Annotated in this window: 13 protein-coding genes; 5 read left to right on the top strand and 8 right to left on the bottom strand. The window is 58.6% G+C overall.

The features are described 5' to 3' along the window. Positions 1 to 47 precede the first annotated feature (47 nt). The 3 genes from ACZ5CE_RS08375 to ACZ5CE_RS08385 all read right to left on the bottom strand — a co-directional run bounded on the left by ACZ5CE_RS08375 (position 48) and on the right by ACZ5CE_RS08385 (position 2,394). The gene (locus ACZ5CE_RS08375; RefSeq protein WP_464574435.1) at positions 48 to 788 is read right to left on the bottom strand and encodes a hypothetical protein; all 741 of its coding nucleotides are present in this window, start codon (positions 786 to 788) and stop codon (positions 48 to 50) included. 462 nt (positions 789 to 1,250) lie between these two features. Continuing rightward, positions 1,251 to 1,793: a hypothetical protein gene (locus ACZ5CE_RS08380; RefSeq protein ID WP_464574436.1), complete on the bottom strand. Its 543-nt coding sequence runs from the start codon at positions 1,791 to 1,793 to the stop codon at positions 1,251 to 1,253. Positions 1,794 to 1,797: 4 nt separating this feature from the next. Further along, positions 1,798 to 2,394 carry a polysaccharide deacetylase family protein gene (locus ACZ5CE_RS08385; protein ID WP_464574437.1) on the bottom strand — a complete coding sequence of 199 codons (597 nt, stop codon included), beginning with the start codon at positions 2,392 to 2,394 and terminating at the stop codon, positions 1,798 to 1,800. Between the two features lie 136 nt (positions 2,395 to 2,530). On the opposite strand from ACZ5CE_RS08385, the gene ACZ5CE_RS08390 reads away from it, so the two are divergent. The 5 genes from ACZ5CE_RS08390 to ACZ5CE_RS08410 all read left to right on the top strand — a co-directional run bounded on the left by ACZ5CE_RS08390 (position 2,531) and on the right by ACZ5CE_RS08410 (position 5,895). Then, positions 2,531 to 2,854: a hypothetical protein gene (locus ACZ5CE_RS08390; protein ID WP_464574438.1), complete on the top strand. Its 324-nt coding sequence runs from the start codon at positions 2,531 to 2,533 to the stop codon at positions 2,852 to 2,854. 162 nt (positions 2,855 to 3,016) lie between these two features. After that, entirely contained in the window at positions 3,017 to 3,400 is a 384-nt protein-coding gene (locus ACZ5CE_RS08395; protein WP_464574439.1) for a VOC family protein, read from the top strand. Positions 3,401 to 3,699: 299 nt separating this feature from the next. After that, positions 3,700 to 4,206: a hypothetical protein gene (locus tag ACZ5CE_RS08400; protein ID WP_464574440.1), complete on the top strand. Its 507-nt coding sequence runs from the start codon at positions 3,700 to 3,702 to the stop codon at positions 4,204 to 4,206. Positions 4,207 to 4,648: 442 nt separating this feature from the next. Further along, complete coding sequence (locus ACZ5CE_RS08405; protein ID WP_464574441.1) at positions 4,649 to 5,455, top strand: hypothetical protein; 807 nt, start codon at positions 4,649 to 4,651, stop codon at positions 5,453 to 5,455. After that, positions 5,455 to 5,895 carry a hypothetical protein gene (locus tag ACZ5CE_RS08410; RefSeq protein ID WP_464574442.1) on the top strand — a complete coding sequence of 147 codons (441 nt, stop codon included), beginning with the start codon at positions 5,455 to 5,457 and terminating at the stop codon, positions 5,893 to 5,895. The genes ACZ5CE_RS08405 and ACZ5CE_RS08410 overlap by 1 nt, the downstream gene beginning before the upstream one ends. A gap of 326 nt (positions 5,896 to 6,221) precedes the next feature. Here ACZ5CE_RS08410 and ACZ5CE_RS08415 read toward each other — a convergent pair whose 3' ends face one another. The 5 genes from ACZ5CE_RS08415 to ACZ5CE_RS08435 form a co-directional block, all read right to left on the bottom strand. Continuing rightward, the gene (locus ACZ5CE_RS08415) at positions 6,222 to 6,449 is read right to left on the bottom strand and encodes a hypothetical protein (protein ID WP_464574443.1); all 228 of its coding nucleotides are present in this window, start codon (positions 6,447 to 6,449) and stop codon (positions 6,222 to 6,224) included. A gap of 15 nt (positions 6,450 to 6,464) precedes the next feature. After that, complete coding sequence (locus ACZ5CE_RS08420; RefSeq protein WP_464574444.1) at positions 6,465 to 8,267, bottom strand: alpha-amylase family glycosyl hydrolase; 1,803 nt, start codon at positions 8,265 to 8,267, stop codon at positions 6,465 to 6,467. A 61-nt stretch (positions 8,268 to 8,328) separates the two neighbouring features. Beyond that, complete coding sequence (locus tag ACZ5CE_RS08425; RefSeq protein WP_464574445.1) at positions 8,329 to 9,579, bottom strand: cupin domain-containing protein; 1,251 nt, start codon at positions 9,577 to 9,579, stop codon at positions 8,329 to 8,331. Between the two features lie 81 nt (positions 9,580 to 9,660). After that, entirely contained in the window at positions 9,661 to 10,911 is a 1,251-nt protein-coding gene (locus tag ACZ5CE_RS08430) for a cupin domain-containing protein (protein ID WP_464574446.1), read from the bottom strand. Continuing rightward, complete coding sequence (locus tag ACZ5CE_RS08435) at positions 10,908 to 12,761, bottom strand: GMC oxidoreductase (protein ID WP_464574447.1); 1,854 nt, start codon at positions 12,759 to 12,761, stop codon at positions 10,908 to 10,910. Before ACZ5CE_RS08435 ends, ACZ5CE_RS08430 begins: the two co-directional genes overlap by 4 nt. Between the last annotated feature and the right edge of the window lies 1 nt (position 12,762).

The raw sequence follows: 12,762 nt of genomic DNA on the forward strand, positions 1-12,762 counted from the left end.
TCCGTGAAAGCCGGATGCGACGGGAGCGGACAAGAAGCGGGAGCCTGCTATCGTTCCCTGCCGATCGCCCGGCACTGGAGCGCGATTCCCATGAGATTGTTGGGAGACGGGCCGGAGTCGAAATGTGCGACAAGCGCCGTGGCAATCTCACCCGGCGGACACTCCACCCATTCCTTCCACACACTGCAGTTGAGGCGCAAGTCACTGGGCGCGTTGAGATCGAGCAAATCCTCCAGTGCGGCCGAGCTTGGCTGTTCCGCATAGCGCGGAGGAAGATCGCTGAGCCTGCCATCGCGCCCGAATTGGCGTCCACGGAGCTGGATACCCTTGACCTTCGAGTCGTTTTTAGTCATGCATACGCGTACTGCCCGCACGAAAGTGCGTCTCGCAAATTTTATATCGCCGAATTTGACCTGCATCTCCGCCCCACCCGGGTTTTTGCCGCAGAGATTCTTGCCAAAACCCGAATCCTTGCCGTAGTTATTCACTTCCTCCGTCACCGATGCAACATAGCAGGGCTTATCGTCGCGCTCCAGCGAACGAATTCCATAGACGCCCTGGGTGCCTTCCGGCGTGCCCAGCACAACGGGCGTGCCGGCAACGCCCGAAACCCCGGTGGTGGTGACTTTGCCCGTCAGCGATACCCTGATCTCGCTTGCGCTGGCTACAGATAATAGCAATGCGAGAGTAAAAGCAACTCCGGCGAGCACGGCCCGCAGCGCCAAGGCACTGCGGGCACCGCGACCACCGCGACGGTTGCGACGGCTGCCTGATAATTTGCGCATCATCCTAAATCCGGCAGTTGGACAGGGTGGAGTGTGCGGTTTTTGGAGTGCAGGGCAAGGCGCCTCGACGCGCAATGGCCATTCCATTCCAGAGAGTTGCAACGCAGCCATGGACCGCAAAAATCGCGCAATCCGCCCTGTAGCGGACTCACCCTATAGGTGAATCTCGAATACCGAGGAAAGTCTTTGTGAATCATGGTTCCAAGCTGAAATGAGCGATCAGCCGCCGGATTCAGGATCATCCTTCCCTGCCTTGCTTATGATTATATGGCCCCAACCCGTGCAGGATGCAGGGTGGCAAAGTGTTGCAATCCGTCGATTATATCGGCACATCGGTGCATCGGACATATCGGGCCATGAGCGCAGTTCCCTGCTGCATGGCGGGGGTGGAGGCGCGCCGGCTGGCCGCATGCGGGCATTATAATCCAATCCCGCGATCCTGGTCCCTGATGCGAAATATCGCGATCAGCGCACATGCCGCAGCGCGCAACGGCCCATGTCGAAAGTCAGCCGGTCGCTGCCATAACCCCATACGGCGGTAAAACGGCTTTCACTCCCTTTATCTCCTTTTCCGTTTTCATCCTCTTTCGCATCTCTCCGCCCTTCCATGCCAGCATCATCCACCGTCAACGAAACCGTGATCGGCTCATTTCCCGGATGGGCTGCCGGCTTCAGCCGGGCAATGGCGGTTGTCGTGCCGGATACCGCATCCTTGAACAGCGTGGCCGCGCCCGCATAACAATTCGTCCACAGGCAGGCGGAGATTTTTCCAGTGCGCGTGTCATAAATGAAAGATTCCGCATCCTGGAACCCATGGGCAGTCTTTTCGCACCGCTCCATGCTGCACTCATGCTTGACCTCCGGCGTGCACCGGTATTCCCGGTGCGCCTCCGCCACGTCTGTATCCACGTCCGCGCCCACGGCCGGGCGCGACGCCAATGACAAAAACAGGATCAGGGAGGCCCCGCCGGCCAGTCTCCCGCACCCCCTCCGGGAATGTCCCCTCATGACCTCATGGTACCGCGATGGTGAAACCCCATTCCTTCAACTGGGCAATGAATGATGGCAGATCCCGCGCCGTGCCCGGCTGCACGTGCATCAGGATGTTGAAGGAAGTCTTGCGCGATTGCTGCACAAACTGGCTCCCGATATTGCGTATCTTTTCAGGCCCCAATCCCTGGGGAGCTTTCCAGTCTTCCGTATCGATATCCCACGTGACGATCTCCAGCGACAATTCACGCGCCGCCTCGACCAGATCCGCATCGAGGTGGCCGCGAAAACCGCCGGCGCCATATGGCGGGCGGATTTTCGTGGGAATAAACCCGGTGGTATCCTCGATCACGTTCTGGGTTTCTTCAAGCTCCGAACGCACATCCTCCGCCTGTGCCGCAGCCAGATCCGCATGGCTCCAGGAATGGTTCTGGATGTCGTGTCCGTCGCGCACGATCTTCCTCGCAGCATCAGGGTACAGTTCCACTTCGTTGCCGAGAACATAAAACTCCGCCTTGATTTGATTGTCCTGCAGCGTTTGCAGTATGCTTTCGAGCGCACCGACGGGTGCGGGTCCGTCATCAAACGACAGCACAACGGATTTTCCATCACCGAGCATTTTTATTCTCCTGAAAAGTGGGAGGGAGGAACCAGACAGGCCATTGCCTCATCATTTACCCCTTTATTTATAGCATTATTTTCCTGATCGGGCATTTACCGCCCAACTTCGATACGACCCTCATGCGGATGAAAACATGGAACACAAGCCCATAACCAATACTCAAAACGTAATCAATTCCAAGGAACTATTGACGCGCATCAACTGGCTGGAGCAGCAATTGAATTACCGCTGCTCGGATGATTATTCGGAAGAGCTGAAAGCGCTGAACGCATTTGCGAGAAATATCGAAGCCGCCGCATCCGTTTCCACCTATGACAGCGGAGTGAACCTGATCCGCGACAGCGCATTCGAAAATCATGCAAATGGCAAGAATGCGGAAGGAACAGGCAAGGCGCTTTGCAGGGAGGACTGCCACTCCGTCGATTTCGGCGGCGTAACCTACTGGCTCCCCGGTTAGGCGGATAGCCGAATAGGTGAATGGGCGGAGCGCTTCGCAACATGCGCCACCTGTTTCCGCGGCATGCAGGGTGGAATTCCCGGCACAACATGGAGAAACGAGCTATCCTGTAAATATCCGGACCCCTTTATCCCTATTATCCCTTATCGAAGGAGCTACCCCATGGATGCCAATCCCGTTGGATGGTTTGAAATCTACGTGCAGGATATGGAGCGCGCCAAAGCTTTCTACGAAACGGTCTTCCAGGGCAAGCTCGAGCCTCTGCCTGCTCCCGCCTCTGGCACGGAACTGGAAATGTGGGCCTTCCCCATGTCGCACGAAGGCTATGGCGCAGCCGGCGCGCTGGCGAAAATGGAAGGAGGTCCATCCGGCGGAAACACCACGCTGGTCTACTTCAAGTGCGAAGATTGCGCCGTGGAAGCCGCACGTGCCGCCGGACACGGTGGGCGCCTTGTCAAGGAAAAAATGTCCATCGGCCAATATGGCTATATCGCGCTCGTTTCCGATCCCGAAGGCAACATGATCGGATTGCATTCCATGCATTAAGGTCTGTTAACCTAAATCCGGCAGCTGGACGGGGTGGAGTGTGCGGTTTTTGGGGTGCAGGGCAAGGTGCTGCGACGCGCAATGGCCATTCCATTGCAAGGAGTTGCAACGCAGCCGTGTGCCGTAAAAATTGCACAATCTGCCCTGTAGCGAACTCACCCCTATAGATGAACGTCGAGTACCGCGAAAAGTCTCGGTGAATCATGGTTCTAAACTAAAAATGAGCGGTCAACTGCCGGATTTAGGTTCAACACCTGTTTGGTTCCGATTCTCAATTCTTTGAATTTAAGGAGGTTCACATGGAAATCGACCCAAAAATGTCGGCAGCGCTCGGCGACTTCAAGACGCAACTCGAGAAGATCTCAGGTACGCAAATCGAGGCGAGCGCGGACCAGTTGGCTTTTTTCTCTTTTCCCGTCGGATCGGCATTCTATGAAGAAAATAGCCAGATCACCTCAAGATTTGTCATATTTCCAGGAAAATTCTGCACGAGTCCGCGCACTCTTCTGGATGCAACCGGCCGTACTTCGACCGGAACCGACGGAAAACGCGTCTTCCGCCTGAGCGATTTCATTTGCAGCAATCTCAATTCTTTTTCCGAACCGGTGTTCCTGCTTGCAACGCCGAAGACGGCGAACCCATGCTTCATCACCTTGACGCACCAGTTGATCAAGGACCCCAACAATCCGAATTCCTTCAATGACGTCGAAATTACGGCCTTCACCTGGAAGCCCGGCGGAGACGCTGACCCGAACATTGCCTTCGATTGGCGATGCCGGGTCGTCTCGAACCCGATCATCCTTTAAGGAAACGTTAGGGAAGCGCTGAACAAATCTCCGCTGGCGCGGCGGTGGCTTTGCGGGATGGGATGCGCGAAAGGCGACGACGCGAATGGTTGATCCCCTTCGCCAGGAGCCTGACAAGGCAGACCGCTCGCAAAGCCCCGCCCCAGGAGGGTTGCGGTAAAATCGGGCGCTCACTGCGTTGCGCTCCTTGGCATCGTAGTCCCGGCTACGACCTTCGTCGCGCGCCTTATGATCATCCCGATTTTACCCACAACGCGCTCAGCGAGGATTTGTTCAGCGCTTCCTTAGATCACGGCCGTGAAGAGTCGAAGTGAAATGTAACTGGATGAAGGTAGATTTTGACGATTTTGAAGGCTAATAGTTGTTCTATTGGTGTATGAGAGTTGAAAGCGGCGAAATATAGACCCAACCAAAATAAAGATGAATTGAGAGATCAACCTTCGTGGGTAGCGTAAAAGTTGCAGGTCCGGTGGGAACAAGTATCAATCTTCCAGTAGTGGATGACGGAACGCTGGTACGTTCGGCATCGCCACTATCCGGACCGGTTGGGGTTCACAATTATCAGCAGGAATTCGAAGCTGAGTTCAATCTGTTAAAAGCGGAATTGTCAAATTCTGCCTTCATTGCCACCTTGGACGGTGCATTGCGTGCACGATACGATCAACTCGCGCGCGAATTCCGGGATGAGATTAAAGCGCTTGTCAGGGCTGGCAAACTCACATGGCAGGAAGCTGCAGAACAGGCTCATGGAGTACGCGATGAGGTTATGCAACTGCTCCGCCGCCGCAGCACTCCTGTTGGCCGATCAGTAGCCGAGTGGCTAAAGCCGGAAAGTCCCACATTAAATAGATTGATTGCAGATAAGACAATTAACCTGTTTGGCAAGGATGCCAACTTCCTCCGACTGACTACGGAGCAACAAAATCGGGTCTACGCGGCTATAGTTGAATCATCCGGTAAGTCCAATGAAATTCTTACAAGAACCATGCGCAGGGTATCGCGAGCAGGACGCGGGCTCATCGTGTTGTCACTAGGCATTTCAGTCTATATCGTTGCCACTGCCGATGATAAAGTGACAGCAGCATTGCATGAAGGTGCAGTCACTGGTGCAGGTATTGCGGGCGGGATAGCTGGTGGCGCACTCGCTGGTCTGGCATGCGGCCCAGGCGCACCCGTGTGCGTTACGATTGGTGCTTTCGTTGGTGGAGCGGCAGCTGCAATGGGGGTCGATTTCTTTTGGAAAAATTGATGCGACTGGCCGATGAGGTTGAGTTGCGTGCTCATTCAACAGGAAAAGATGGACCTCGCAGTAATGTTTGGATAGCGGGCCATCCAACCGGTTCGGTTGTCTCAGGGTGTATGCTTAAAGCTGCGGTACGGTGTGCTAGAGGCTGGCTCTTATTTGTAACTGACGACACACCGTTTGAAGAAATGCTGGCAATTCATCTACTCGATGACAAAGGGAAATTACTTGATTCTGCGCGTATAGGAGGTCCTTACACAACAGGATCGTTCTCAGATCTGCATCTTGATCCACCGGCCACGGTGCATTTCCGATTTATCGATGATGTGGACTGGAGCGTGCGGGTGTTGGAAACCGCGCAATACGCATTACCATGGTGGCCCGATGCACGGGGCGTCTGGAGGGGAGCTCGCTTGAAGCGCTGCTTCGAGGTGCACCGTCATTGAGTATCGGGGATTTTCCGCACTGCTCTAGCTAGGGAAGCTCTGAACAAGTCCCCGCTGGCGCGGCGGTGGCTTTGCGGGATGGGATGCGCGAAAGGCGACGACGCGAATGGTGCGACCGCGCAGGGCGGAGCAGTGTCTTCCGAAAGGAAGATGCGACCCCGTAGCGGGATGCCTGCGCCCCAACAAACCTGTGGTGCGGTCGAAGCATCCCCACCGCTGCCCGATCCCCGCTTCGCGGGGGCCCTCGGGCCACGCTCTGGGGAGCCACTGCGTTGCGCTCCTTGGCATCGTAGTCCCGGCTACGACCTGCGTCGCGCGTCTTATGATCATCCCGATTTTACCAGCAACGCGCTCAGCGAGGATTTATTCAGCGCTTCCTTAGGGTGGTGAATCGTAAATTCATTGCATAAAAAACCTCGCCATCCCGGACGCCGCGCCAGCGGCGAGCCGGAATCCAGCTTGCGTGGAAGAATGGATAGAGCAACGCGTAACCCATCATATTTCCGGTTCAGGGTACCGGATCGGGAGCACAACGCGATGGTGTCCCGCAGCATGCCTCCGGCATCCCGTCATTGCGACAGGATAAGGACGCTGTAAGGTCCGATCCCGATATTCCCGGTGCAGGGCATGGCGTCTCTCCCCCCCGGCCCGGCGACGGTGTCGTACCCCCGCTGATTGCCGAAATTCGGGCTGTACCCGGCGTAGTCGCTATTGAAGCGGACCCACCACAGGCCTTCGCGAGGAAACCCTATCGAATACGAATCGTAGCTCCTGTTGGCAAAGTTCGCGATGACCACCACGTCGTCCCCCGGCCCCCCCTGGTCCCAGCGGTGAAACGCGATCAGCTTGTCCGCATCATTGCGATGATGGAGATGCATCCCCTGGCCGCGCAGGCCGCGCGTGTTGTTGAACCAGTTGCGGCGCAGGCGGATCAGGTCGCGGTATAAATCGACGATGCCCGCGTTGCGCACCGCCTTGCTCCAGTCGAGCTCCACGTCGTCGCGGAAATAGCGGTCTTCGAGAAATTCCTGTCCCTGGAAGATCATGGGAATGCCCGGTGCCGTAAAAACGAGCGCCGCGCCCAGGGTGGAGCGCTTCCGGGAAAAATAGCTGTCCGCATTGCCGGGCCAGATTTCTTCCGGCACCCGCGCGCTGCCGTTTGCGTCTTCGTCGTGCGATTCGGTGTAGATCACGCGCCGGAATGCGTCGCCGTTATAGCGCAGCTCCAGCGCCCGCTGCATTGTGCCCATGTCGCGGCCGTCATCATATCCCGGCACGATGACTGCGCGCACCGGATGCACGAAGCCCGCATCCCATTGCGTGGTGAAACCGGCGCCACCCGCATCCGTATCCCGTGTCAGCCATTCGTTCTGCTGCATGTCCTCCGCGATGCTGAACTTCCAGGGCTGCCGCCCGCGGATTTCATTATTGATATACTGCATCAGGCTCCAGCCATCGGGAATGTCGTTGGGAGGATAATCATTGCTCCCGAAGATATTCCGTATCCAGCCGGTTCCATCCCAGCGCAGGCCGTCCACGAACCGCTGTTCGGTCCAGCGCAACGCATTGTCGCGAAGATATTGCCGCACCTCATTACGGCCATAGTCCGGCCGGTTCATCCCCCAGGGAGTCTGGTTGCGGTTGTCATTGTAGAAGTAGATCCCGCCCTGGCTGTTCTCATTCCAGCCGTCGAATTGCCAGAGGTCGCAATCCTCCGGCCCGATATGGTTGTAGACCACGTCGAAGAGCACCGCGATGCCGCGCTTGTGGGCCTCCCTCACCAGGTCGCGAAAACCGTTGGGGCCTCCGTAGGCATGCTCGATGGCGAACATGTAAGCCTGGTTGTAGCCCCACGAGAAATCGGTGGCGAATTCTCCCGCCGCCATGATTTCGATCACGTTGATGCCCAGGTCCCGCAGATAGTCGAGCCGGGTTATCAGCGTGGCGAAAGTGCCGTGCGGGTCCGGGAACGTCCTGTCGAAAAGAAACGAACCGACATGAAGCTCGTAAATCACCGCCTCGTTTGCCGAAGGCGTGCCGTAGCCCGGCACATCCCCGACCATATCGGTCGCCGCGATGATGCTGTTCCCGTTGGACTGGGTCAACTCCCGCGCATACGGGTCGTTTTTCCACAATTCCGCCCCGCTATCCCGGTTGACGACGACAAACTTATACTGCTGCCCGGGTTTTGCGGTGGTTTCATCCGTGGACCAATAGCCGTTGTCCTCGCTGGAAAGCGGCGATGCGGTCTTGCTCCACTGGTTGAACTCTCCCGCGACGTAGACCGCGCGCGCATTGGGCGCCCAGACACGGAAAGTGACGCCGCCGTCGAACGCGGTAGCGCCCATGTAGGGTCTTGTTGAGACGGGCATGATTTTCTCCCTCCTTTATCCCAAATCCGGCAGTTGGACAGGGTGGATTCAGATTCAATGCTCAGTCGTAGCCGCCGAACATCGAAAGAAAGGCGTCTTCGTCGGTCGGGTTCATGAGCCCGTGCAGGTTGCCCCCGCGCAGCATCACCATGTCCCCGGAGCGCATGATCCTGACTTCGAAGCAGCGCTCGCGGTCCGGCATCTTGCACCAGTCGCCCACCACCATCCACCCCCGCCCCCGCATCATCAGGAAAATTTCCGAATTATCGCGATGCCGGTGCAGGCCGATGCCGCAATCACCTTTCATGATATGCAGATCGACATAGTTGACCGCCATGAAAGGCTCCGTCGCCTGCGCGTGCTGCTTGCTGTTGAACGCATCGAACATCCACGGTTCCAGCGCTCGGGCAAGTTCATTCATTCCCGCATACCGGCCATAGTTGGAAAGAAGATTGCGGTATTCCAGAAAACCGACGCCGCCATGCGGATTGGGGCTCGCGCCCACGCCGAGATAATTGTCCCAGCCGCGCTTGATCATGTTGAATGCATAGCGGTAATTGGCCCCGCCTTGCGAATCCCACGCCTTGCCGTCCGCCGTGGCCCAGGCCACCTCGATGGCGAGCGGCAATACCGGATGCATGGCGTCGGTGGGCGCAACGCCGGTCACCAGCCGGCCTTCGAGGGCTGCGCGCGAAAAATTGGCCACGTCGCCATGGACCAGATCCAGATTCACCGTCAACTCGCCGCTATCCAGCGCCGCCTGCCCTCTCGCATCGAGCCGGGATCGAAGGTCGTCCGCCGGATATCCCCACAATTCGATTTCATAGCGGTGCGACCGCGGGTTATAGGGAACAGGCAGCATGCCCGCCGTCGCGGCATCGCCGACCTTGAGCCACAGGCCGATCCGTTCGCCCAGCGGGTAGCCGCCCGCCGCCGCAAGCGCGGAATCCGGACCCCCGGCATAGGAAAGCCGCAGGAACGGGCCGCTCCAGTCCCCGGCGGCGGCGATGCCCCGCACCAGGAATGCATCCGTGACGACGAAATCCCGCACATTCTGCTTCTGGAAATCGGTCTTGTTATCCTGCCGGGTGGGGTCCAGCACATCCGCATCCTGGCCCTGCGGCCCATAGAGTTCGAGCGAACGGATGGGAAAGAGATATTGAAGCTGATCCGCATCGTAGTATTCCCGGCTTTCCGCCAATGCCACCGTTTCCACCAGGCCCATCAGCTTGACCAGCGAGTTTCCCGCGTCGTAATTCGGCGACGTGCCGGGCTCGACGCGAAAACAGGCGTCCCCATGCACAATTTCCATTGCCATTCTCCCTTATTTCGGTTCCTGAACCGGCACGGCGCAGTGCCGGATGGGGCCACACCTTGCCAGGACGTCTTCTCTTCAGGTACTGTGATACAGAAAAGCGACGAACTTCAGGTCGGCGCTTCCGGTATTGCGTATCCCGTGCATCCCGCCGCTCTTGGTGAAAATGACGCTGCCCGGCTTCACCGGCAGGCGGCGGTAGTCGTAATACCCCAGGCCCATGGTCATCCGGCTTTCGACGGGATACACGTCCGCTCCTTGCGGCGTCTTCGCGTCCGTCGCGGGGTCGTCCCCTACCCGGAGATAGGCGACTCCCTCCCCTTCGACGATGTAATACAGCTCTTCCGATCCGATATGCTGGTGATTGCCCTCGACATGCCCGGGCGGAATCGTGACATGGTGGAAGAAGATCATCGAGCCGCCAAACTCCCGCTGGAAAATCCAGCGCATGTCGATGATGTTATCGGGCTTCGCATCCGGATTGCCGGAACTGTCCATCATGGCGTTCAGGTAGCGCACCGGCACGATTTCCGGTACCTGCACGTACCAGCCGCGCTGGAAATCGAGCAGGTAGCTCTGGTCGAGGATCGTATTCCGCGGGCTGCTCGGGTCGGAAGTGACCGGCTCCTGGTGGGACCGCAGGAATGCGTTGTCCCAGGCGGCATCCTCATCCGTGATCGGAAACCCGAACGGCAGGTCGCGGGTGTCCTCGCGGAAGGCGAGCTGCATGCTGTTGAGCGAGCCAAGCTGCGCCATCACGCCATCGAATTGCGGCACGCGCGTGATCGGGGCGTTGCGGCCCATCTGGTCCAGCACCGGAAAGGCATGGTTGGTCCCCTCCGGCGCCTCCAGCGTTTCCCAGATCTCCACCTGGAAAGTATGAGTCCAGATGTCGTATGCCAGCCTCACCCTGGCCTGCGGCGGGTTGGGAACCCCATCGGGAAGCGGCTGTATCCACATGACCAGCCCGTCCTGGAGGAAACGCTCCTTCTCCCGGATCTGCTCCACCAGCCGGCTTGCCCCATATTCGATGCGGAGCACATTGCCGATGAGCTTGCCGTCGAGATACACCTGGCTCTTCATCGCGGTGATATCCAGGTAGCTGCGTACCTCCCGCACGTTGTAGCGGTAGCGCGGGCTGCGCGTCGCGTTCAGGTAGCGTTCATGGTAGATGCGGTCGGGAAAAAAGACGACCTTGAAGATTTCGTTATAGACATCCGTAAATGCCGACGAGAACGATCCGGCGTGCGGCGTCGCCTTTTCCGCGGTCGCGATCGCGCCCGGTCCCCCGGCCTGGCCTCCCAGGCTGCCTGGCATGCCGTTGCTCATAAGCGCCCTCCTATCTTGTCCGCCACGCGGAACGAATTGGCTTCGATCGTGAGCGTGGGATTCGCCCCGCCGGAAGTCGGCATGAAGGCGCCGTCGGTAACGTACAAATTATCGAAGCCCCATACACGGCAATCCGGGTCGAGCACGGAATCGCGCGGGTCCGAGCCGAAGCGCGCGCCGCCCAGGATGTGGTTGGCAATGCGCGCGATGCCGTTTTCGCCGTTGTATACCCCGCCGAATCCGCGGATCGGATAGTCATGCGTGGTGTTGCCGCCGGCACGCAGGATATTGGCGCATTCCTGGGCAAGCGTATCCATCAGGTATTTATCATGGCTGTGCCAGTTCTTGATGATGTAGGCGACGGGCCGGTTCCATTTGTCCCTTACCGTGGGGTGCAGTTCGATGCGGTTATCCTTCTGCGGCACCTGGTTCGCCATGAAGCTCACCGAGAGCCCGCGCCCCATGTCGTTGTCGATGAAATCGACCATGCCCTGCCCGATGAGGCCGAAATCGTTCGCGAACCCATGCCACAGCGTATCGAGGTCCGTCGCCGAATGCGTGCGCCCCAGCGATAGCGGCAGCGCCTCGTCGGAGGTGTTGTTGTAAACCGCGCCGCCCGCCCAGAGATGGCTGGCTTTCAGGAAATCGTCGGTGGAACAGTAGTCTGTCGCCCAGTCGGCATCCAGCGAGCGCGTCTTGTCCGAACGTTCCGGCATGGTCGAACTGGCGCCGCCGAAGGCATGGGTAAGAAAATATTTTCCCAGCAGGTCATTCTGCTGTTCCAGAATGCGGCCAAAACCGGTGGGATCGAGCCCGGCGGAGAGCTTGAGCAGACGGATCGACTCGATGGCGGAACAGGCCACCACCACGACTTTTCCGCGCGCGATCCGCTCGCTGCCCGAAGGGTCGATATAGCGCACCTCGCTCACGCGGGCGCCATCGCTCACGAGATGGGTCACGACGCAGTTGGTGCGGATGCTGAGGCCGGGCTCATTCCGCAACGGGGCTAGCAGCGCGTTCCAGGTGCTCGACTTGAAACCGAGGGGGTCGCCGAAACGGTTGAGATAGCTGGTCTTGAGGTCGTCCGGCGCCGCGATCATCTTGCGCCCGCTGGGAGCATGGTCTTCGGTAATGACGGCAAGCGGGGTGCGGTAAGGCAACACATCCGCCCCGCCAGGTCCTTTTCCCCTGCCCACATACACCATGCCGTCATGAGCGTAGCGGCTGATCGCATTAGGCGCAAGGGGCGTCTGGTAGGTATCCTTCTCCGTGAAGGGCTTGAGCTGGTTGCCCTGCTCACCGTTGATTCCCACCAGCTTTTCCGCCTTGCAATAGTATTTCTCCAGCTCGGCATAGGAAACCGGCCAGTCGCGGGCTTCGCGCTCGATATCCCCGGCCGGATCGGTGGCGGCCAGATCCGTCCGCCCGGCATTGAAGCTCTGGAGCGTGAGGTCGCGCTGCGTGAAGCGCAGCGACACGCCGCCGTAGATCTGCGTCCCGCCGCCGATCACCTGCGCGGTATAGCCCTCGATGGTGGCCCGGTCCCTGCCGTTCCCGTCGCGGTAGATATGCGGCTCGTCGTTGATATCCGGTTCCACGTGGCTGGAGAAAAAAGCCGCCTGCTTGTTGTCCACCGCCGCGTGGGTAAGCCGCTTCTCCGCGCCATAGGCATAAAGCTCGTCGCGCTTGAAATCGCTCAGCCCATTCGCGGCTTGCGCCTGGGAAAGGAAAAGCGGCCCTTTCTCCAGGACGAGCACCGATTTCTGTTGCCGGGCAAGCTCGTGCGCTATCGGCGCGCCACCGGCGCCGCTGCCGATGATCACCACGTCGAAGTCGGTCTGCAAAGCCATG

It is taken from the genome of Nitrosospira sp. TNL200, from assembly GCF_055386305.1.